The 21821-nt window shown below is 49.4% G+C and carries 21 protein-coding genes and 1 tRNA gene; 10 read left to right on the forward strand and 12 right to left on the reverse strand.

All coding sequences use genetic code 11. From position 1 onward, the window contains the following. Both OCV31_RS05960 and OCV31_RS05965 read right to left on the reverse strand, forming a co-directional pair. A partial coding sequence (locus OCV31_RS05960) for a Cna B-type domain-containing protein (RefSeq protein WP_148473415.1) occupies nt 1-1282 on the reverse strand: 1282 nt, incomplete at its 3' end. A 24-nt stretch (nt 1283-1306) separates the two neighbouring features. Then, a complete protein-coding gene (locus OCV31_RS05965) occupies nt 1307-1948 on the reverse strand; it encodes an Ig-like domain-containing protein (protein ID WP_148473417.1) in 642 nt (213 codons plus the stop codon). 312 nt (nt 1949-2260) lie between these two features. Between OCV31_RS05965 and OCV31_RS05970 the strand changes: the two genes are divergently transcribed. Together OCV31_RS05970 and OCV31_RS05975 are read left to right on the forward strand one after the other, a co-directional pair. Next, nucleotides 2261-2704, forward strand: a complete 444-nt coding sequence (locus OCV31_RS05970; protein WP_267303832.1) for a helix-turn-helix domain-containing protein — start codon at nt 2261-2263, stop codon at nt 2702-2704. Then, nucleotides 2617-3546: an IS3 family transposase gene (locus OCV31_RS05975; RefSeq protein ID WP_267303844.1), complete on the forward strand. Its 930-nt coding sequence runs from the start codon at nt 2617-2619 to the stop codon at nt 3544-3546. The genes OCV31_RS05970 and OCV31_RS05975 overlap by 88 nt, the downstream gene beginning before the upstream one ends. Nucleotides 3547-3778: 232 nt before the next feature. Here the strand turns inward: OCV31_RS05975 and OCV31_RS05980 are convergent, their stop codons facing one another. The 3 genes from OCV31_RS05980 to OCV31_RS05990 are packed head-to-tail and all read right to left on the reverse strand — an operon-like array spanning nt 3779 to nt 6647. After that, entirely contained in the window at nt 3779-4624 is an 846-nt protein-coding gene (locus OCV31_RS05980; protein ID WP_148473419.1) for a 3-hydroxyacyl-CoA dehydrogenase NAD-binding domain-containing protein, read from the reverse strand. Between the two features lie 33 nt (nt 4625-4657). Beyond that, nucleotides 4658-5437 carry an enoyl-CoA hydratase-related protein gene (locus tag OCV31_RS05985; protein WP_148473421.1) on the reverse strand — a complete coding sequence of 260 codons (780 nt, stop codon included), beginning with the start codon at nt 5435-5437 and terminating at the stop codon, nt 4658-4660. Between the two features lie 28 nt (nt 5438-5465). After that, nucleotides 5466-6647: an acetyl-CoA C-acetyltransferase gene (locus OCV31_RS05990; protein ID WP_148473569.1), complete on the reverse strand. Its 1182-nt coding sequence runs from the start codon at nt 6645-6647 to the stop codon at nt 5466-5468. 438 nt (nt 6648-7085) lie between these two features. Here OCV31_RS05990 and OCV31_RS05995 point away from each other — a divergent pair. Then, nucleotides 7086-7159: transfer RNA gene (locus OCV31_RS05995), tRNA-Gly, on the forward strand. A gap of 26 nt (nt 7160-7185) precedes the next feature. On the opposite strand, the gene OCV31_RS06000 is transcribed toward OCV31_RS05995, so the two are convergent. After that, nucleotides 7186-7701, reverse strand: a complete 516-nt coding sequence (locus OCV31_RS06000; RefSeq protein WP_108832029.1) for an adenine phosphoribosyltransferase — start codon at nt 7699-7701, stop codon at nt 7186-7188. A gap of 69 nt (nt 7702-7770) precedes the next feature. Between OCV31_RS06000 and OCV31_RS06005 the strand changes: the two genes are divergently transcribed. Next, nucleotides 7771-9720: a fructose-1,6-bisphosphatase gene (locus OCV31_RS06005; protein WP_148473423.1), complete on the forward strand. Its 1950-nt coding sequence runs from the start codon at nt 7771-7773 to the stop codon at nt 9718-9720. Between the two features lie 39 nt (nt 9721-9759). Here the strand turns inward: OCV31_RS06005 and OCV31_RS06010 are convergent, their stop codons facing one another. Beyond that, the gene (locus tag OCV31_RS06010; protein WP_267303834.1) at nt 9760-11400 is read right to left on the reverse strand and encodes a DEAD/DEAH box helicase; all 1641 of its coding nucleotides are present in this window, start codon (nt 11398-11400) and stop codon (nt 9760-9762) included. Nucleotides 11401-11647: 247 nt separating this feature from the next. On the opposite strand from OCV31_RS06010, the gene OCV31_RS06015 reads away from it, so the two are divergent. Both OCV31_RS06015 and OCV31_RS06020 read left to right on the forward strand, forming a co-directional pair. Beyond that, nucleotides 11648-12793 (forward strand): 5-bromo-4-chloroindolyl phosphate hydrolysis family protein, encoded by a 1146-nt coding sequence (locus OCV31_RS06015; RefSeq protein ID WP_148473425.1) that lies wholly within the window; start codon nt 11648-11650, stop codon nt 12791-12793. Continuing rightward, nucleotides 12786-13892: a toxic anion resistance protein gene (locus OCV31_RS06020; protein ID WP_148473426.1), complete on the forward strand. Its 1107-nt coding sequence runs from the start codon at nt 12786-12788 to the stop codon at nt 13890-13892. Before OCV31_RS06015 ends, OCV31_RS06020 begins: the two co-directional genes overlap by 8 nt. 93 nt (nt 13893-13985) lie before the next feature. Here OCV31_RS06020 and OCV31_RS06025 read toward each other — a convergent pair whose 3' ends face one another. Both OCV31_RS06025 and OCV31_RS06030 read right to left on the reverse strand, forming a co-directional pair. Beyond that, nucleotides 13986-14447, reverse strand: a complete 462-nt coding sequence (locus OCV31_RS06025) for a helix-turn-helix domain-containing protein (RefSeq protein WP_148473428.1) — start codon at nt 14445-14447, stop codon at nt 13986-13988. Between the two features lie 207 nt (nt 14448-14654). Beyond that, nucleotides 14655-15107, reverse strand: a complete 453-nt coding sequence (locus OCV31_RS06030; RefSeq protein ID WP_148473430.1) for a helix-turn-helix domain-containing protein — start codon at nt 15105-15107, stop codon at nt 14655-14657. Nucleotides 15108-15523: 416 nt separating this feature from the next. Between OCV31_RS06030 and OCV31_RS06035 the strand changes: the two genes are divergently transcribed. From OCV31_RS06035 to OCV31_RS06045, 3 genes are all read left to right on the forward strand, one after another. Beyond that, nucleotides 15524-16426: an S-layer homology domain-containing protein gene (locus OCV31_RS06035; RefSeq protein ID WP_148473432.1), complete on the forward strand. Its 903-nt coding sequence runs from the start codon at nt 15524-15526 to the stop codon at nt 16424-16426. A gap of 144 nt (nt 16427-16570) precedes the next feature. After that, nucleotides 16571-17053 carry a hypothetical protein gene (locus OCV31_RS06040; RefSeq protein WP_148473434.1) on the forward strand — a complete coding sequence of 161 codons (483 nt, stop codon included), beginning with the start codon at nt 16571-16573 and terminating at the stop codon, nt 17051-17053. Continuing rightward, complete coding sequence (locus tag OCV31_RS06045) at nt 16993-17385, forward strand: hypothetical protein (RefSeq protein WP_267303835.1); 393 nt, start codon at nt 16993-16995, stop codon at nt 17383-17385. The genes OCV31_RS06040 and OCV31_RS06045 overlap by 61 nt, the downstream gene beginning before the upstream one ends. Nucleotides 17386-17472: 87 nt before the next feature. Here the strand turns inward: OCV31_RS06045 and OCV31_RS06050 are convergent, their stop codons facing one another. Genes OCV31_RS06050 through OCV31_RS06060 form a run of 3 tightly spaced genes read right to left on the reverse strand, consistent with a single transcriptional unit; the run spans nt 17473 to nt 19649 of the window. Next, nucleotides 17473-18168 (reverse strand): DUF554 domain-containing protein, encoded by a 696-nt coding sequence (locus tag OCV31_RS06050; RefSeq protein WP_148473438.1) that lies wholly within the window; start codon nt 18166-18168, stop codon nt 17473-17475. Further along, complete coding sequence (locus OCV31_RS06055; protein WP_148473440.1) at nt 18165-18947, reverse strand: DNA-3-methyladenine glycosylase family protein; 783 nt, start codon at nt 18945-18947, stop codon at nt 18165-18167. Before OCV31_RS06055 ends, OCV31_RS06050 begins: the two co-directional genes overlap by 4 nt. 60 nt (nt 18948-19007) lie before the next feature. Beyond that, entirely contained in the window at nt 19008-19649 is a 642-nt protein-coding gene (locus OCV31_RS06060) for a redox-sensing transcriptional repressor Rex (RefSeq protein ID WP_148473442.1), read from the reverse strand. Between the two features lie 168 nt (nt 19650-19817). On the opposite strand from OCV31_RS06060, the gene OCV31_RS06065 reads away from it, so the two are divergent. Next, entirely contained in the window at nt 19818-21722 is a 1905-nt protein-coding gene (locus tag OCV31_RS06065; protein WP_148473444.1) for an ABC-F family ATP-binding cassette domain-containing protein, read from the forward strand. The last annotated feature ends 99 nt before the right edge of the window (nt 21723-21821 follow it).

A 21821-nucleotide genomic window follows, 5' to 3' on the forward strand; every position in this document is an offset into this window, starting at 1 on the left:
AAAGATTTTCTCTTTTTTGATCTGCTGTTCCTTTCGGTAAAATTATATGTTTACCAATAGGCACATAAGCCCTCTCTTCATTAATATATTTATTTTCAACGGTAAAGCCATTTTCAATATCCCCAGAATAAGTTACTAAAAAGGCATCATTGGTTATTTCAATTCTTCCGTCTTTTTCACCAATTTCTTTAACTGTATACTTACTTACACTTGAATTTTCTGTATCTTCTATTTGTCCAAAGGAAGCGGTCCACTCATTAGCATCGTTAAGTGTAACTACCTTTCCAGTAGCTTTCCCATCTTTGTATAATTCTACTTCTACTTTTTCTTCAACACTATCTATTTCAGTGCCATCAGTATTTTTCCATATTTTTTTTACAGGAATAGATATTTTTTTATCTTCAGCTTTTTTTAATTTATTATAAAACGCACAACGGGATGGTAATGACTGAGCTTGCCTTACAGATGTGGTATCGTATCCCATATACTCCTTTAAATCTTCTCCAGTAAAACTTTTGAAAATTTCAAATAGATTATCTTGTCTATTTTGAGCATTGTCTTCTCTATCCAATTTTTCATATGATTCTGCGCAGTTCCAATATGTTTGATAAGTGCCATCATTTTCAATGGTTGTTTTTACATAGTAATATCTTTCATTGTATTGATCATCTACAATGTCTGAATACTCACTTGGAAGTTCTGTTACTCTAAATAAATAATCCTCAGTATAGCCATCAATCTCTTCTAATATTTTATCTTCCAAATAGAACTCAGCATAACCATATCCAGAAAATAAATATTGTCTAGCTAAAGTATATGCTCGACTGATTTCCTGATTGTTTAAATCATCTAGACTTGTTACTTCCCTATCTAGATAGTAAGACAAATCATCATAAAAATCTTGTTTATTAGTTTTAACCAAATTCTCTACTGTTAATGTGATGTAATCATATGTTTTGATAACCGTATCTTTATCTTTTAGTTCTTCAAGTTTATACTTAAACGTCCAACTATCTGGTTGATCATTCATCAAATCTAAAAGATTCTCTTTTTCTTTCTCTGGACTCACTGTAGGAAGAATAATCATCTTACCGAATGGAATTTTTGCATAGGACACAATCCCTTTTGAAACTTTATTAGTAACTACAAAGCCATTTTTTGCATCTCCTTCGTAAATTACTCTATACCTGTTGTCATTTATTAAAACAGAGTGCTTACTTTCTCCAATTTCCTTTACTGAATATTCTGCAAGTTCATCATTTGTTCCCGAAACATCAAACACGCCTATCCAGTTATTTTCTTTAGTTTATTTTAATTTTTCACCAGTCGTTACGCCATTCTTATATAGTTCTACTTCTATTTTTTCTTCTGGTGCATCTATTTCAAATCCTTTTTCATTTTTCCAAATCTTTTTTACACTAATACTGCTTTCTTTATATGTCGGAGACTTTAACTTTGCTATATTCGATTCATTAAGCTTATTTTTATGTAGTGTGCTACCTTCGATAGCAATACTACCTTTTACATCTGTTTTATCCTCTGCTAGGCTTGTAAATACTACCTTTAGAGTACCCCCTCCCAATTCAGAATTAAGGTTATTTACTTGTGCTTTTGCAACTTGCACTCCATCAAGAGTACGTACTGCAAAGTTGCTTTTTGATGCCTTAAAACCTTTAGGAAGAGTGACATTAAAATAGTCTCCTTCTTTAATATCTGCTCCATATTCACTGGCATCCCAGTCTATTTCTAGTCTACAGTCCTTATCTTCCTCAATTTTCTCATTAAGATCAATGGTATTACCTTTTCGATCTTTGACTTCTATCCTACTAACTCTTGTTTTTGTTAACTCATTTGCTCCCTGTGCAAATGCATCTCCAATTGGTACAATTGTACCTAACAACATTAAACAAGCTAAAAAAAATGCTGTTATTTTTTTACATTTTAACATTATTTCCTCCTTTTCTTTCTTTTCCTCAGCGACATCCTATATACAAAGAAGTTCTTTTCCAAAGAAAGAGAACCTATATACATCAAATGGTACCACTTTTCAAGATTTTTTTCCACTTTTTGTGCGTTTTTACATCAGTTTCACAAGACACTATTTTTGGTTTACATAGTTAGAAAAGTTAACTATAATACTTTGTGATATCTTAAATCATTAAATTAGATTGAGTAAATAAAAAAAGGCCCTGTCATACATAATTGTCTGCACTGACCCCCAAAAGTTGGACCAAGAAATCCAACCTTTGGGGGTCTTTTAATGGCAAAATACAGTTATGAATTGAAGAAGAAAATCGTCGAAGAATACCTGTCCGGGAAGACAAGCTATCCCGTCTTAGAAAATAAGTATCAAATCGGCGAATCGCAGATCAGACGCTGGGTGAACAATTACAAACAATTTGGCGATGAAGGCTTAATGCGCTCTAGAAATAATCGTGCGTACAGTGTAGAGTTTAAGTTAGAAGCCATCACACGCTACGAAACGAGCGACCGCAATCAAGCACCAAATCCTTCAAAGTCGAGTGAAGATCTTGATGCTTCCACACGGGAGGCATTGGAAAATCGCATCAAAGAATTAGAAGCGGAGAACGAAATACTCACCATTCAAAAGATGTTCTGGGAGCAGCTAAGGAGTTTGGCGAGGGAAGAAAAAACGAACAAAAGGCGAAGATCGTCGCCAAACTCCGAGAACAATTCCAACTAACCGAGATCCTCGCCGCCATCAACTTTCCAAAATCCACTTTCATGTATTGGCAGAAAAAGTGGAACGAAGAAGATAAGGACCAAGCCTTGAAAGACGAGATCCTGGCCATACGGCGCGAACACAAAGACTACGGCTATCGAAGGATCCATCTGGAGCTGAAGAACCGGGGATGGGCGATCAACAAAAAGAAAGTTCAACGGCTGGTTCAGGTCATGGGCCTTCAAGTCCGCGCCTACGGCAGGAAATACAAGAAGTACAACTCCTACAAAGGCGTTGTCGGTAAAATCAAGAAGAATCGCATCAACCGCCGCTTCAACACCTCCATCCCCTACCAAAAAATTACCACCGACACCACGGAATTCAAATACTACGTCGAAGATAAAGCAGGGAAACTTCAAACAAAGAAACTCTACCTCGATCCGTACATGGACATGTACAATCTGGAAATCATCAGCTACGTCCTCTCCGATCAGCCCAACGGCGTCACCATGCTACAAGGCTTAGAAGAAGCCATCGAACGAACCAGCGGCTGCCCCTACCGCCGCACCTTCCACTCCGATCGCGGGTGGGGCTACCAAATGACCGCCTATCAAGCCATGCTGAAAGAACACCACATCTTCCAAAGCATGTCGAGAAAAGGCAACTGCTACGACAACGCACCCATGGAAAACTTCTTCAGCATCCTGAAAAGAGAAATCTACGACGGATATGTTTACCGAAGTCGGGGAGAACTCGTCCGGACCATCGAGTGCTTTATCCGCTACTACAACAACGATCGAATCAAAGAAAAGTTAGGAGGCCTGAGTCCGAAACAATACCGTGAACGCATGCAATCCGCATAGAACGAATGTTATGTAAAACAAAATCGAGCAAGCTAAATGCTTACTCGATTTTGTCCAACTTTATGGGGTCACTCTAGGCAGCCCTCGCTTTTTTGTTGCAAGAAATCCACCCGCTTCATGTCCGATCGCCAGTTGTTTTTCCCCTTCACAAAAATTTCCGCAAAAAAAGGGTAGGCCGAAGCCTACCCGATTTTGTATGACAGAAGCTCTTGAAAGCCTCAATTTGAATAGATTAGTCGTATTTGTAGAAGCCTTCGCCGCTCTTACGACCCAATTTGCCGCCGCGAACCATTTTGCGCAGAAGAACGTGTGCGCGGTATTTGCTGTCGTGGTAGTCGTTGTAGAGAACGTCCATAATGGCGAGGCAAACGTCCAAGCCGATTAAGTCAGCTAAAGCCAAGGGGCCCATGGGGTGGTTTGCGCCTAATTTCATGGCGGTGTCCACGTCTTCAACGGAAGCGACGCCGTCGCCGACGATGCCGATACCTTCGTTGATCATGGGGATCAAGATGCGGTTTACGACGAAGCCGGGAGCTTCTTCGACTTCGACCGGAGTCTTGCCGATTTCGTTGGTTAAGTCGATGATGGTCTTCTTGGTTTCTTCGTCGGTGTGCAGACCGCAGATGATTTCAACTAATTTCATTGCGGGAACCGGGTTGAAGAAGTGCATGCCGATAACTTTTGCGGGACGGTTGGTCACTGCAGCGATGTCGGTGATGCTCAAGGAAGAGGTGTTGGTTGCGAGGATGGTCTTTGCGTCGCAAAGTTCGTCGCATTGTCTGAAGTAGTCTTTTTTAACTTCGGGATCTTCCGAAGCGGCTTCAATAACGATGTCGCAGTCGGAAAGGTCTTTAAATTCTTCCACGATGGAGATGCGTTTCATGGCAGCGTCCATGTCTTCTTGCGTCATGCGTTCTTTCGAAACATTCTTCGCGTAAGCTTTTTCTACCTTGCCCATGATCTTTGCGATCTTTTCGTCGGTAAGGTTTCTACTCTTGATGACGACTTCGTGGAAACGTGCGGCAACTTGAACGATGCCAAGACCCATAGTACCCGAACCGATAACTCCGATTTTCATAAGAATTCCTCCTGTTCTCTATTTAAAGATTGTTTATTTACCTGTAAATTCCGGAGCCCGTTTGCCCAGGAATGCGCCCATGCCTTCTTTTTGATCTTCGGTGGCGAAGCAGAGAGCAAAGGCCGATTTTTCAATGTCCATACCCGTTTGAATGTCCGCTTGCAGACCGTCTACAATAGCGCCCTTGGCGTAGGATACGGCGCGAGCACCCTTGGATGCGATGGTTTCGGCGAGTTTCATCGCTTCGTTCATCAATTCTTCCGGTGCGACCACGGCGTTGACCAAGCCGATTTCATAGGCGCGGTCGGCCTTAATGTTTTTGGCCGTGTAGATCAATTCTTTCGCGATGCCGACGCCGACGGTTCTCGGCAGGCGTTGGGTGCCGCCGAAGCCCGGGGTGATCCCGAGGCCCACTTCCGGTTGGCCGAAGACGGCTTTTTCGGAAGCGATGCGAATGTCGCAGGCGAGGGACAGTTCACAGCCGCCGCCCAGGGCGAAGCCGTTTACTGCAGCGATAACGGGCTTGGAAAGCCGTTCGATTAACATAAAGGTATCCATGCCGAGTTTTGCAAATGCGTGGGCTTCTGCCGCATTAAGCGGTTGCATTTCAGAAATATCGGCGCCGGCGACAAAGGCCTTGCCTTCGCCGGTGAGAATCACGACGGCTACTTCATCGTCCGTTTCCAGGGCGCTAAAGCAGCGGTTTAATTCGGTTAATACCTCGGTGTTCAGGGCGTTTAAGCTCTTGGGCTTATTGACCTTGACCGTGGCAATGGCGTTTTGTTTTTCGACAATCAGATATTGAAAGTCCACTATGGCACTTCCTTTCAGTTAATCCCGATTAGCGTTCGACGGTAAGTGCGGTACCCATACCTCCGCCGATACAGAGGGTAGCGAGACCCTTCTTGGCGTCGCGACGTTTCATTTCGTATAAGAGGGTGGTGAGGATACGTGCACCGGAAGCTCCGATGGGGTGACCGATGGCGATTGCCCCGCCGTTGACATTGGTTTTTTCCATGTCGAGGCCTAAGGTCTTAGCAACTGCGCCTGCTTGTGCTGCGAAAGCTTCGTTTGCTTCAACGAGGTCGAGTTCGGAGAATTCCCAGCCGGCTTTTTCCATTGCTTTTCTGGAAGAGGGGATCGGGCCGGTACCCATGATCTTGGGATCGACGCCTGCGGATGCGTAGCTGGCGATCTTAGCCATGGGCTCAACGCCTAATTCTTTGGCTTTTTCTTCGCTCATAACGATAACCATGGCAGCGCCGTCGTTGATACCGGATGCGTTGGCTGCGGTAACGGTACCGTCTTTAATGAATGCGGGCTTCATGCCGCTGATGCTTTCTTTGGTTACGCCGTCGCGGATGTATTCGTCTTTGTCGACGACGGTAACTTTGCCCTTGCGGCCTTTAACTTCTACCGGAACGATTTCTTCGTCGAAGATGCCTTCTGCACGGGCCTTGCTTGCACGTTGTTGGCTGACTGCGGCGATTTCGTCTTGATCGTCTCTGGTGACGTCGTATTCTTTCGATACATTTTCAGCGGTAACGCCCATGTGGTAGTCGTTGAATGCATCCCACAGACCGTCTTTAATCATTTCGTCGACGAGTTTCTTTTCGCCCATGCGAGCGCCCCAGCGAGCGTCGTTTAAGATGAAGGGTGCGCAGCTCATGGATTCGGTACCGCCGGCCAATACGATATCGGCGTCGCCTGCTTTAATGATTTGTGCTGCGAGGGATACGGCACGTAAACCGGAACCGCAAACCTTGTTGATGGTCATTGCCGGCGTGGTTTCGGGCAGACCTGCGTGAAGGATTACTTGACGAGCCACGTTTTGGCCGAGACCTGCTTGAAGTACGTTGCCGATGATGGCTTCATCGACATCTTCTGCTTTGATGCCTGCGCGTGCGATGGCTTCTTTTGCTGCAACAACGCCCAAATCGACGGCACTTACGCTTTTGAATGCGCCCCCGAAGGAACCCACGGGTGTTCTTGCTGCACTTGCGATGACGACATTTTTCATTATATAGCCTCCCTTATAGATATGTTCTGCTTGCTCGGTTGTTTTGCAATTGTTTTCCAACTTCTATCTGCATTATAAAATATAAATACAGGCGCGTCAATAGATTTGGTGAAAATTTGTTAATTATCTTTCAAGAAAATATTCGAGCAAGTCCCATGAATTAGGGATAATTATTTTTTACACAATCAGAAACGGGACTTTTACCCCCTCTTAACCGCGACTCGTTATGTTTTTTACATATCTTCCGGCTTGCGGGAAAATGATTTGCACCGCTTTCATGGTGTTTCATCCGCAAAAAAAAGAGAGGCGCCGATGCTCTCTCTTTTCTTAAAATCTCGGGCCTTGACTCGGCCGTTTTTTGTGCGCTTTTTCGAAAAGCTCCGGGCCCCTCCGCCGATCTTGACAGGCCTCCTTGGAAGGAGTAAAATACAGTTTACTTATGCGGGTGTAGCTCAGTGGCAGAGCCTCGGCTTCCCAAGCCGATCGCGAGGGTTCGATTCCCTTCACCCGCTCCACGGCCTTTGGGCCGTTTTTTTATTGCCTAAGCGGGAAATTCCATAAGGGAGTAGACGGGCACGGGCATTTTGTCCCGGCCGTTTAATCCGTCGAGCTCGATCAAAACCAAGCAGCCGATGACATCGGCGCCGGCGTTTTTACATATTTCCACCGCCGCGCTTCCCGTGCCGCCGGTGGCCAAGAGATCGTCGACGATGAGTACCTTCTCTCCTTTTTCGATGGCATCCACGTGCATTTCCACCGTGTCGGAGCCGTATTCCAATTCGTATTCGGCGGAGTGAGTGTCCGCGGGAAGCTTGCCAGGCTTTCGGATGGGCACAAAGCCCACGCCGAGATCGTAGGCCAGTGGCGCGCCCAAGATAAATCCCCGTGCTTCGATGCCCACCACTTTGTCGATGGCTTCATCCTTCACCAAATCCTTCATGGCGTCGATGGCTTCGCGAAAGGCCTCGCCGTCTTTTAAAAGGGTGGTAATGTCCCGAAAGGTAATGCCTTCTTTCGGGTAGTCTTTTATGCTTCTGATTTTCTCTTTAAAATCCATAGTCGCCTCTCTTTCTTTTCTATTCATTTATACCCCAAAACTGGGTATAGGACAAGTAAGGAGGGGACTATGGAGCAATTATCCCAATTACAGAAAAACTACTACCGCCTCTTGGCCGAGAAGTACCCGTCTCGAGACCGGGTCCTGGCCGAGGCACTCTTACTTGAAAGCGGTCTGAACCTGCCGAAGCCCACGGAGCATTTCGTCAGCGATCTCCACGGGGAGTACCGGGCCTTTACCCACGTGATTCGAAACGCATCGGGGGTGCTGCGCCGCTACATCGACGAACTTTTCCCGGAAAAATCCGAAGCAGACAGAAAGCGTCTGGCCACGATTTTGTATTACCCGGAAGAAAAGCTGAAGCTTTTAAAAGAAGCCATGGCGCCTGAGGACTACGACGCCCTTTTAAAGACCACCCTGGCCGATCTCATTCTCGTGGCGAAGCGGGTGGCGGCGAAGTACGACCACGATCAAATCGAGGCCACTTTCCCGGTCGACCGAAAGAAGATTTTGAATCTCCTTTTATTAGAAGAGGCCGGGCTGCGCCACAAGGCGGGCTATGTGAAGACCCTCCACGAAAAAATCGTGGCCTACGGCGAAGGGGAAATCTACATTCGCGACTTGGCGGATCTTTCCGTACGCTACGCCGTAGACACCCTTCACGTCATCGGCGACATTTACGACCGAGGCGAGGAGGCGGAAAAGATCATGGACTACCTCATGGCCTCGCCGAAGGTGGACATTCAATGGGGCAATCACGACATCGCCTGGATCGGCGCCTGCGCCGGGAATTTCGCCCTCATCGCCAATGTGATTCGCATCGCCTTGCGCTACAATGTGCTTCACACCATCGAAGACGGCTACGGCATCAATCTCATGCCTCTGGTGCGCTACGCGAGAAAATACAAGGCCACGGCGCCCTTCTATCCGAAAAATCCCGATCCCCACGAGGCCCAAAACGAAAGCTTGGCGAAGCTCCACAAGGCCATGGCCGTGTTGCAATTTAAGGCGGAAGGCCAGCTCATCGCCAAACATCCGGAATACGGCATGGACGGTATGCGCCTCTTGCACCGCATGGACCTCGAGGCGGGCACAGTGGAAGTGGGCGGAAAAACCTATCCCCTTTTGGACACGGATTTTCCCACGGTGGATCCCGCCGATCCCTACGCCTTTACGGAAGAGGAAAAACAGGTGGCGGCCCGTCTCACGGAAAGCTTCACCAACGGGGAGCGGCTGCGGAAGCACATTCGCTTTCTGATCGAATCGGGAAGCATGTACTTGATCCGAAACGACAATCTCCTCTTCCACGGCTGTCTGCCCACAGACGAGGCGGGCAACTTTGCCCCCACGTCCGTCTTAGGAAAGCCCCTGGCCGGCCGGGAGCTCTTGGATGCTTTCGATACCGCCGTACGGGACAGCTTCTTCGCCCGAGGCGAAAAGCAAAAAGCGGCGGCGGATCTCATGTTTTACTTGTGGTGCGGCGAAGCCTCGCCCCTTTTCGGCAAAGAGCGGATCACCACCTTCGAGCGCTACTTTATTGCCGACGAAGCCACCCACAAGGAAGAGAAGAATCCTTACTACCGCCTGAGAGAAGAGGCGGATTTCGCGGAAAAAATCCTCCGCGCCTTTCACATCGACCCGGACCGGGGCAAAATCATTAACGGCCACACCCCGGTGAAGCGCATGAAAGGCGAAGAGCCCGTGAAGGCCGAGGGGAAGGTCCTCGTCATCGACGGCGGCTTCGCCCACGCCTACCGAAAGACCACGGGCACGGCGGGCTACACTTTAATCTCCAATTCCTACGGCATCCTCCTCGCCACGCACAGCCCCATGAAAGACGAAGAGCGCCGCATTACCGACGACATCGATGTTACTTCCTCCTTGGCCTTCGTCACGGAATACGAGGAAAGACGCCTTGTGAAAGATACCGACGGCGGAAAAAAAGGGTTGGAAACCATTAAAGAGCTCACAACCCTGGCAAAACTTTACGAAACCGGCGAAATCAAGACACAAAAATAAGGCCCCGCGAGGCCTTATTTTATTGCGCGTAAATTCAATTTAATCTCTGTACGCCCGCACGTGATAGGTTTTTCCCCGGCTCTTAATGCCGTCTAATTGCTCGATGGCGGTTTTGGCAGCTTTTTTCGGCACTTCGATCACGGTGTGGTGGTCGCGAATTAAGATATTGCCCACCACGTCGGCGCCGAGGTCTGTTTCTTTTTTAAAGATGGCGAGGATGGCTTTGGGAGTGATGCCGTCTTTTCTGCCTTTGTCCATGTAGAGTTTGGCGTTATTGGAGAAGCGCTTTTTGTTGCCCTTGCCCTTTTTCTCTTTGCCCTTGCGGTCTTTTCTCAGGCCCCGTGCGCGGAATTTCTTGCCGTAGTCCACCTCATCCAATGCGTCGTGTTTTTTCGACTGGGTGCTGTCGTCTAAAAGCTTTAAGAGGGCGGCGGAAATTTCCACGGCGCCGTATTCCAGGCGGAGCATGCTTTCCACCATGGGCTTGTACTCGGAAAGGTCCGCATCGGCGTCCAAGATCTCGGCCACTTTGCCTTCCAAGTTTTCCCGCTTGTTTACGTCCATTTGCTCCATGGTGGGCAGTTCCATGTAGGCGAGGTCGGCCTTGGTGTAGCGGACGATGTCTTCCAGCTTGTAGATGTCCCGGCCCACGATAAAGGAGAAGGACAGGCCCTTGCGCCCGGCCCGCGCCGTGCGGCCGATGCGGTGCACATAGTATTCCTCGTCTTGGGGCAGGTCGTAGTTCACCACCATGTCCACGTCGCCCACGTCGATCCCCCGCGCCGCCACGTCCGTAGCCACGAGCATGTCGATGGAGGAATTTCTGAAGCGCTTCATGACGGCGTCCCGTTGGTTTTGCTTCAAATCCCCGTGGAGGCCGTCCACGGCGTAGCCGCGGGATGCCATTTCGCTGACCAGGGCGTCCACCCGCTTTTTCGTGTTGCAGAAGACGATGGCCAGGGTGGGGTCGTAAATATCCACGAGGCGGCTTAAAATTTCCGGCTTCATGGATGCCTTCATTTCCAAATAGTATTGCTCGATGTTTTCCACGGTGAGCTGTTTGTGCTTGATGCGAATGATCTCCGGATCCCGCTGGAATTTACGGGAGAAATCCATAATGTCTTTTTCCATGGTGGCGGAGAAGAAACAGGTCTGGCGAGTTTCCGGCGTTTCGTCTAAAATGGTGCGCATATCGTCGCGAAAGCCCATGTCGAACATTTCGTCGGCCTCATCCAAAATGGCCACGGCGAGGTCGTCGAAGCGCAGGGTTTTTCGGCGCATGTGGTCCATGACCCGCCCCGGCGTGCCCACGACGATTTGCACGCCGCCTTTTAAGGCGCGGATTTGCCGATCGATGCTGGTGCCGCCGTAGACGGGGAGAATTTTCACGCCTTTTTTGTAGGCGCCTAAATTGGCCAGCTCGTTGGCCACTTGCAGACACAGCTCACGGGTGGGGCAGAGCACCAGGCCTTGAAGGGGGCCCTTTTTTTCTACCCGCTCCAGCATGGGAATGCCGTAGGCGGCGGTTTTGCCCGTGCCCGTTTGGGCCTGGGCGATCACGTCTTTGCCTTCTAAGAGAGGCGCCATGCTCTCGGCCTGAATGGGGGATGCTTCCTCAAAGCCCATGGCCTCGATGCCTTTTAAAATGGCTTCCGACAGATTAAATTCATTAAATTTCAAACGTTCCTCCTCGTTTCAAAAAAAAAGCAGTCCCGCGGACCACTCAGTTTGCTTATCTGATTATTTCACTTCTTTCCATTATGGGAGATGGGGCGGACAATTGCAAGGCTTTCGGCAAAAGAATTAATGTTTAAGTATCGGTAAAGATTTTTTAAAAGGCGAAAAAACTCCCCGCAATTTTTTGCCTTATGCTAAACTTAAAGTAGACTGCTTTGGATAAAAACAAGGCGTGAAAGGAGTTTCGGGATTGAAAGATAAAAATGCCATTGAAAAATTTGTGGACCGCGCCATGGAAGACGACGACTTTCAGGACGTGGCCGATGTCATAGAAAAAAGCGTGGAAAGCGCCATCCATTACTCGAAAATGGGCGCCGGCGCCCTGATGCGGGGGGTGAAAAAGGGCTTCGGTCCGAAGGAGCCTGTGCGCCTTCCCGTAAACCGGGATCCCGCCAAGGTAAAGCAGAAAGTGACGGCGCCGAACACCTGGTTCTGGCTGAGAAATGCAGCCGGACTTTCGGCCTTGAGCTCCTTTGTTTGCGCCCTCATGGTCTTTATCGACGACATCGCCTATGGTGTCTTCTCCTCCGACACCATTGCCGCGTTCCTCTTTCTTATGATCTCGGCTGTGGTATTCGCCGCAGGCACCGTCGTCAGCCAGCGCAATATGATTTTGGCGCGGGATTTCTTCCGCATTCGCCGGGAGATTCAGGACCAATCGGTCCTCGCCACAGAAGACCTGGTCACGGCGCTGAATAAACCTCAACAAACGGTGGCCGCCGAAATCAATCACATGATCCGAAAAGACTACCTGCCCCAGGCCCGCCTGGTGGAAGGAGGCGATCTGCTCCTCATCGATCACGCCGCCTACAAGGCCTACAAGGACAATTACATGGGCCGCACCATTCCCGTGAAGGAAAATGTGCCGGAAATCGAAGAGACGGAGGCGCCTACGGACGACGATCGGGCCACCGCCATGGAGGATTACGAAAAGACGCTAAAAGAGCAGCGGGACCGCACCGGCGACGGCGTCCTGAAGGACAAGATTTCCGCCCTCTTGAAGCTTTTGGATGCCATTCGCCATGCGGTGAACACGGATCCCGGCCGGGTGGAAAGCTTAAACAAATTTGTGGACTACTACACCCCCACCACCATTAAGCTCATCGAGCGGTATCTCCAGTTTGAATCCTCCTCGGTGATTACCGAGGCCATTCGAAAGACCATGGACGATATTTTGCGCTCCCTGGACAAAGTCATCGACGGCTACGAAAAATTATTGGACACTTTGTATAAAGACGACCTCTTGGACCTCAATGCCGAGATGGACGTCATGGAAACGGTGATGAAGCAAGACGGACTCATCGAAGAATCGGAAGGAGACGAATTCCATGAGTGATGAAATCAAATTGACCCTGGACGGCACCACGGACGCGGACATCGAATCGGAACTGACCTTGGAACCCAAGGAAGTGGAGGCCCAAGTAAAGCTTTCTGCGGCGGAGCAAAAGCAGGTGGATGAATTTGCCAAGACCATCGACCTGACCAATTCCTCGGTGATCCTTCAATACGGCGTGGGGGCACAGAAAAAGATTTCGAACTTTTCCGAGAAAACCCTAAACTCCGTGCGCACGAAAGATCTCGGCGAAGTGGGGGGGCTCCTTTCCCAAGTGGTGACGGAGCTGAAGAGCTTTGAAGACGAAGACGAAAAGGGCCTGAAGGGCTTTTTGAAGCGCTCCACCAACAAGGTGACCGCCATGAAGGCCAAGTACGACAAGGCGGAAAAAAATGTGGACGACATCGCCCGGGTGCTTGAAGGCCATCAAATCACCTTGATGAAAGATATCTCCATGTTGGATCAAATGTATGATCTTAACGAAAAGTATTTTAAAGAACTTTCCATGTACATTCTCGCCGGCAACAAAAAGCTGGAAGACGTCAGAAATCGCGAGCTCCCCGCCCTTATGGCATCGGCCACGGAGGGAAGCCTGGAAGCCCAAAAAGCCAACGACCTGCAAAACATGGCCAATCGCTTCGAAAAAAAGATCCACGATTTGGAACTGACCCGCATGGTGAGCCTCCAGATGGCGCCGCAAATCCGCATGGTACAGGCATCGAACACGGTCATGGCGGAAAAAATTCAATCCACGGTGGTCAACACCATTCCCATTTGGAAAAACCAAATGGTTTTAGCCCTCGGCGTGCATCATTCCGAGCAAGCCGCCGAAGCCCAAAAGAAAGTGGCGGATCTCACCAATCAGCTCCTGAAGAAAAACGCCGAAACTCTGCGCCAAAGCACGGTGAACGTGGCAAGAGAAAGCGAGCGGGGCATCGTGGATGTGGACACCATTCGCTACACCAACGAGCAGCTGATCTCCGCGCTGGATGAGGTGCGTAAGATTCAAATCGAAGGCCACGAAAACAGAGAAAAGGCCAAGCGGGAACTGGAAGCACTGGAAGCGGATCTCAAGCACCGCCTCTTACCCCAAAACAATTAACAAAAAAGACTCCACATGCATTGACCCCCAAAAGTCGGACAGCAAATCCAACCTTTGGGGGTCTTTTTGTTGGGCAAATTTATTTGTATGGAATTACCAAAAATCCTTTGTCTTTTCGTAAATGATCTTTCCCACTTGCACCGCGAGAATGGCGCAGGCGAGGTAAAACAAGAGATTCAGCGGATAGATTCTTACATAGTAGACGGGATTGGCGAAACAACTTCCGTCCTGACGAAAATCCAGCTCTTGATAAACCGGCGTTAAGAGAAAGCAGATTAAAAACAAGAGGACATCCATGGCAAGGATAATCTCGCGCCTCGTAAAAAGTTTTTTCTGTCCTCTGCGGCCATGATCCACGGTTCCTTCCCCCGTCAAATCATCCATGGTCACGTCAAAAAACGTGCAAAGCTTCAGCAGATTGCTCGTGTCGGGCACGGCCAAATCCTGTTCCCATTTCGATATGGCTTGACGGGACACATGAATGGAACCTGCCAATTCTTCTTGGGAAATGCCCCGCTCTTTTCTAAGGGAGTAAATCCTTTCTCCTATTGTCATGGTTCCTCCTTTCTTTTCCCTTGTATTTTGCCGTTATTTTATCTTTTTCGCCGCCCATTTTCTATCTATTTCAGTTGGCAATGAGGCAACCGGACTTTCCAATTCAATGTTTCTCTCTGAATCGAAGGATTTTTCATCCGATTATTCGCTGAATATAGGAAATGGGGCCGCCCCCACGGGAACTTGTTCTTCGACTGATTGAGTTAGTTACCTGGATCCCTTCGCCTTGTCGTAAATAATCTTTCCCACTTGCGCCACGAAAATAATGCAGGCGAAGGCGAGGAGAATGTTTAGGGGGAAGTGTTGTAAGTATTCCCTCGAATCAGTAAGGTATTGGCCATACACCTTGCAGTCCACCCACTGAAAGAGAGGCGCCAGGAGAAAACACAAGAGGAACAAAACCCCGTCCAGGATAAAAATAATCTCCGCCTTTGAAAAGCGGTCCTGCTTCACAGGTCCCGCCTCTTCCCTGCCCTCGAGGTAGGCCGTGGTCGTGTGAAAATAGCCGCAAAGCTTTAAGAGCTCGCCCCGACTCGGCACCTGCGTGCCCTGTTCCCATTCCCGCAAATCATCTGCGGGCACCTCAATGGCTTCCGCCAAGGTTTCTAAGGACATGCCCTTTTCTTTTCGTAAATTCGCGATACGTTCGCCTAATGTCATTCGCGCCTCCTTTTTGCATTTTATTTAATATATTTTATCAAAATCTGCGCCCTTACGCCATGTTCTCCGCAAAAAAACGGCTCTATGCTATCCATTGAGGAGTTTACTCCTTAGGGCGACCCATAAAGTTGGACTTAATCGAGCAAGCAAAAATACTACTTTTAATAACATGAAGATGGAATTGAAAAATTATCGACCTTTTTATTTGACGCGAAGAACCCATCTCGGTATGGAAATCCTGGCGTTGAATGGTATGCCTACACATAGCTCCAAAGCAAAACGACCGGCTATTATCTAAGTTTTTTAAAGATTGCTGCCGGACGGGCAAATTATGATCGATGTTTGGGTATCACATCATTGAATGAATCTCACCAAGCTGAGTTACGAGCAATTCAAATCAGATAAGGAGATTAGACATGAAAAGCAAAATGATTCGCTTCGCCCTATATGTTACCGCACTATGTCTTATTCTATCGGATCCTGTATGGGCTTATAGGGGAAGCCGTGACCCTATGAAAGAGCCATGGTATACCCCTGCAGTGAACTACCGTTTTCGTAAGGGCTGCTTGGGAGAAGAGGTGGCCGAGGACCTAAACAACTTGCAAAAGCAGGTGACCTGGTCTGACCTGGCCGAGACCTTGTCTAAGCTGGACAAGAATTATTCTGATGCCAACTACCAAACTGACTTATCTTCCGGTCCGGTGGCTTGGGCCAAGGACCTCGCCATAATGGACCGGAATTTAGGAGGGGATGATGAAGTCACCCGACTTGACGGAGCTAGGGCGCTTGCTACTTTCCTAAAGAAATCCTGCGCCAAAAGCCAAGCCCCTTTGAGTAGCACAGGCTTTTCGGATTTTTCCGACATTCCCCGGGTCGACCGGGAAGCTGTCCTCTTTGTAAAGGCTAATGGATTGATGAAGGGCCATGCTGACGGGCACTTTGGAGGAAATGAGCCCCTGCTTGTCTGCCAGCTGGTCCAAATTCTCTACAATGGGAGAGAGCTTTTTTCAGATATTCGGCTGGACAAGCTCTTTTTATTGGACCCGGCCCGGGTAGATTCTATTGAAATCCAAGATGGAACTACCGGAGATGTAAAGGTCATTAGGGAAAGGGACCAAGTCGCCAAGCTGGTAAAGCTCCTTAACAGCTTCCGGTTTCATAAGGCAGAATTTTCAGACCGCGACGGCTGGACTTGCCGGATGAAATTATATTCTTCTTCCGGCTTGGAGACAGATTTTACCTTGTCTGTCGACAGCGTGACCCTTGACCGGACCCGGTATCTATCGAATGACCCTCATTTTTCCACCATCGTTAAGTAACCGGATCCTGCACAAGGGGCTTAAGAAACGGCACTCCCTAAGGCATAGAGTCTCTCTCTTTCCTATGGGATAATCCTTGTGCTGTGCCTTCAACTGATATAATGACCTTGAACACGTCATCTTTCCTATTTTCGGAGGTCGCCCATGAAGCCCGCATTCAAAGACTTACTTATCGACATCATCCTGTTGTTTCTCGTCACAACCATCGCCCTGGTTCTTTCCTTTGCATTTACCGTCACGGACATGACGCCCGATCTGCTCTTGCTCTTTTTTCAAGAGAAAACCGTCGTCCTTTATAATTTTCTTCCGCTTTTTCTCATAGCCCTGTTTTTCTACTTTGCCCTGGGAAAAATCCGATCAAGCGCCGCCGCCCTCTTTCTTCTCGTCGCCCTTATGGGCGTGGTGCAGGCATCGAAGCTCCACTACCGCTACGAAAATTTTAAATTCGCCGACTTGGCCACGGCGAGAGAAGGCGCAAAAATGGTGGCCAATCAATTCAGCCCGGTGTTGCCGCCCTATTTTGTTCCCTCCGTCGTCTTGATGGTTCTTATCGTCGCTTTTCTGATTTGGCTGAAGCGCCCCCGCCTTCATCTTTCCTATCGCCTCGCGGGGGCGCCGGGGAATTAAGCGGCTATTTAAATCGTTGCCGCACCCCCTACATCCTGTGGGCCAATCGCGCCTTAAAAGAAAAGATGCAGAAGCCCTTCCTCGGCGAAGGGCCCGATTTGTCGCCCCAATATTTAATGAATTATACCTTCCGGTACCTGGGCTGGACGGGCCCGAAATACATGCAGATTATGGAAGAGAAGCTGCCAGAGGTCACCGTGGTCAACGATCAGGTGATTAAAAACGAAGGGCGCTACCTTTTTTCGAAAGACGAGGAATTTGACGCCGTTCAACAGTTTGTAAAATCCCTGGATTACTACAACAACAAACATTTTTATTATTTCGGACAATAAAAAACAGACCCTTTCGGATCTGTCAGGCGAATCGAGGAAGGCTTGCCTCCCTCGATTTTTAATGGATTTTCACTCTCTTTTTATATTTTACATAAACATTCCCATAATAGCCCGAGCAATAATCACCACGACAAAGGTCGGAAGCATATTGGCCACCGGCACCTTTTTTATATCCATAAGCCCCAGGCCGATGGCGAAGACCATGATTCCTCCGGCGGAAGTGAGATCCGCCACCAGAGCGTCTGAAATGTAGGGGGCAATGGCGTGGGCAAAGAGCACCATGGTCCCTTGGTAGATGAAAAGGGGCAGGGCGGAAAAACCGACCCCCATGCCCAAGGCCGCCGCCATCACCAGGGCGGTAAGACCGTCCAACACACTTTTAATAAGCAGCGTGTCATTGTTTCCGGAAACGCCCGCCTGAAGAGAGCCTACGATGGCCATGGCACCTACACAGAAGAGTAGACTCGCCTGAATGGCCGCCGTCATGGGCCCGCCGTTTTCCGTGCCGGCCTTTTCGAAGCGCTTGTCGATTTTTTCGCCGAAGCGGGCCAAGCCGCCGTCGATATCCAATGCAGCGCCGATGCCTGTCCCCAGGGCCATCGACAGAATCACCACGATAAATTGATCCGCCTTCATGCCCATTTGAATCCCCATAATCGACGCACACAACGCCAGCGCAGTCATGACCTGGGTCTGTACTTTATCGGAAATTCGCTGTCCTACGTAAACGCCGATTAGAGACAAAATAAACACAGCTCCTGAATTGGCCAATACGCCGATCATGTTTCCCTCCTTCGCTGGTCCATAAATAACAACTGCTGAATGTAGCCGGCGTCTTCGCCGAAGCGCTCAATGGCGTAATCCGACGCGGCCTCTCTGCTTTTAAATTCGCCGAAGCGTTTCATGGCACGTGCGATCCACACGTCCACGGGAAAGGCGTCTTTTTTTCCGTAGCCGAAGAGCAAAATGCAATCCGCCACTTTGGGCCCCACCCCGGGAAGCTGCATCAGATACTTCTTGGCTTCATTATACGCTAATTCATAGGGCCAGTGTAAGTCGAATTCTCCCGCGGCCACCATGTGGGCCACCTCGATTAAATACTTATCCCGATAGCCCGCTCCGAGGGCGCGCAGCGCATCCGAAGAAAGGTCCGCCATCACTTCCGGTGCCGGCAAGCTGTAAGCTACAAGGCCATGGGCCTCCGCCAGTTTGTTTCCGTAGTTTTTCGAAAGATCCAAGACGGTCTTTCGAATGCGAAAGAGATTGTTGTTGGAAGAGAGGATAAAGCCTACGACGGCTTCCCAGGGATCCTGCTTTAAAATCCGAAGGGATAAATAGGGCGCGAGATCCTTTAAATCCTCGGCGCTTCGCACCAGCTCGGCGGCTCGGGCGTAATCGTGGCCCTCGTCGAAAAAAATCTCGGCGGCGGCCCTGTCTCCTGAAATGCACTCCCCTGCTTTGAGAAAAAAGGCGTCTTTTCCGTTTACGGCACAGATCCTATCTTTCTCCTCTTCCCAATGGTGAAACTGCCCGCTTTTTATGGTCATCACCGGATCGAACACGTGCTCCTCCTTCCAAAAAAATAAGAGCGAGGCATTTGCCCGCTCGTAAATCCTACCGGCCTAGCGATCCCGCTCCGTTAAGTAATAGCTCAATGTCAAGAGGCTGTCCGTGAGACGAATATTTTCCACGATGACCCCTTCCGGCGCCTCCAAATCTTCCGGCGCGAAGTTCCAAATGCCGCGAATGCCCGCTTCAACCAGGCGATCGGCAATGGCTTGAGCCCCTTCTTTCGGCACGGTTAAAATGGCCACTTCCACTTCTTCATGGTCCTTCATAAACTGTTCCAATTCGTCGACGGAACGAACCACTTGATTGCCCACGGTGGAGCCGATAACCCGCTCGTCTCGGTCGAACATGGCGACGATTTCAAAGCCGCTGTCCAAAAAGCCCTTGTAATTGCAAATGACCGTCCCCAAGCGACCGGCGCCGATTAATATGGTTTTGTAAATGGTCGGAATGCCCAATATGTTTTCCAATTCGGACTTTAATACGGCCACCTTGTATCCGTAGCCCTGTTGGCCGAAGCCGCCGAAATTATTTAAATCCTGACGAATTTGTGACGCCGTAAATCCCGTTAACTCACTTAATTCTTGGGAAGAAATACGGTCTTCGCCTCGATCATCCAATTCGATTAAATATCTATAATATTTCGGAAGCCTTCTTATGACGGTTTCTGAAACTTTTCCTTTACGTATAGCCAAATTTATCACCTTTCACTGTCTCTATTCGGAAGAGTGTTATGAATTTATCTAACTCTAAGGACTAGTATACAAAAAAAACCATCAATTGAAAAGCTTTTTCCGCTATTTCGCCGACTTTTTCTCCCCGCCCTTTTCTGCTATGATATTTTTAGCAAGGAGGAGAGGCATTTGGCAATCGTATCGGCACAAGGCTTAGAAAAGACGTTTTACATCGACCCCATATTAAAGGACGTGGGATTTTTAATCGAAGCGGGAGAAAAAATCGGGCTCATCGGAAACAACGGCAGCGGCAAAACCACCCTTATGGCCATGTTGGCCGGGGAGCTCACCCCGGACGGGGGAAGCATTTCCACCACCAAGGACTTGGAGGTGGGCTATTTGGCCCAACACGTGGCCGTCACCGAAGGGGCCAGCATTTACGACGAGTGCATGGCGTCGTTTCAGGCGGTGATCGAGCTTGAAGAAAGGCTCCGCGCCATGGAAATGGAAATGGCCCATCTCGAGGGCGAGGCCCTGGAAGAACACATCGCCCGCTACCAGGTGTTGGTGGATCGCTACGAAAAAAGCGGCGGCTACAGCCGGGAGAGTGCCGTCACCGGCGCCCTTCGGGGCCTGGGCTTTTCCGAAGAGGAAATGGCGATGCCGGCGGAAAATCTCTCCGGGGGCCAAAAATCCCGCCTGGCCCTGGCCAAGCTCCTTCTCCACGAGCCGGATCTCCTCCTTTTGGATGAGCCCACCAACCACCTGGACATGGATTCCATCGCCTGGCTGGAAAAGTTTTTAAAGGCCTTTAAGGGCGCCGTGGTCGTTATCAGCCACGACCGCTACTTCTTAGACGCCATTGTGGATCGCATTCTCTATTTAAGAGACGGTGTGGTGAAAAGCTATCAGGGAGATTACACCAATTTCGTGCGCCGCAGGCAGGAAGAGGAAGAGCAGATGCGCCACGCCTATGTGATGCAGCAGAAGGAAATTAAGCGCCAAGAGGAAATGATCAAGCGCTTCGCCTCCTGGAACCGGGAAAAAAGCGTGCGGGCCGCGAGAAGCAAGCAGAAACAATTGGACAAGATGGAGCGGCTGGAAGATGTGAAGGGCGAAAAAAACCTGCTCCTTTCTTTCGCGCCGGCCACGGAAAGCGGCCGCGATGTGCTCCACGCGGAGCATCTCTCGAAATCCTTTCCCACGAAGCAACTCTTCGACGACGTCACTTTCCCCATTTACAAAGGGGAGCGGGTGGGGCTCATCGGGCCCAACGGCATCGGAAAAAGTACCCTGTTTAAAATCATCATGAACGAAATCGCCCCCACATCCGGCGAGGTGCAATTGGGAAAAGGCGTTACCATCGCCTATTTCGATCAGGAAATGAAGACCCTGGACGCAAATAAAACCGTGGCGGAAGAGCTCTGGGACCGCTATCCGAAGCTGGACCGCTTTCAAATTCACGCCTACCTGGCCCGCTTCCTCTTTACCGGCGACGATTTGGACAAACGCATCGGCGATCTCTCCGGCGGGGAAAAGGGGCGGCTGTCTCTTTTAATCATTATGCTCTCAGGCGCCAATTTCCTCCTCTTGGACGAGCCCACCAACCACCTGGACATCGAGAGCAAGGAATCCTTGGAGGCGGCTTTGAAGGACTACACGGGCACCATTCTTACCATTAGCCACGACCGCTACTTCCTGGATCGAGTGGCGACAAAGATCGTCTGCCTTTCCGAGGAGGGCACCTTTATGGTGGACGGAGACTACACCTACTTCCTGAAGAAATGGGAAGATGCCCACACCGTGGAGGAAGAGGAAGAAGAGATCACGAAGACGCAAATCGTGAAGGAAAAGAAAAAATCCCGAGAGGAACAAAAGGAAGCCCGCCGGCGAAAAAAAGCCTTGCGGGATACGGAGGCCGAGATTCACGCCCTGGAGGCGGAGATCGAATCCATGGATGAAACCCTGGCGGATCCCGCCACCTACGAAGACCATCGGGCGGCGTTGGAGCTTTCTCAAAAGCGGGATGCCACCCAAGAAAAATTGGACGCCCTCTACGACGAGTGGTTCGCCCTTTCGGCGGAAGAAGAGTAAAAACGGCACCGACGTGTCGTTTTTTTATTGGAAGAAACGCCCTGAATTCTCCTCGAAGATTTCGCCGGCGCAATGGATGCCCGCCGATTCATAGACAAA

It is taken from the genome of Aedoeadaptatus acetigenes (genome assembly GCF_025566985.1).
Taxonomy (GTDB): domain Bacteria; phylum Bacillota; class Clostridia; order Tissierellales; family Peptoniphilaceae; genus Aedoeadaptatus; species Aedoeadaptatus acetigenes.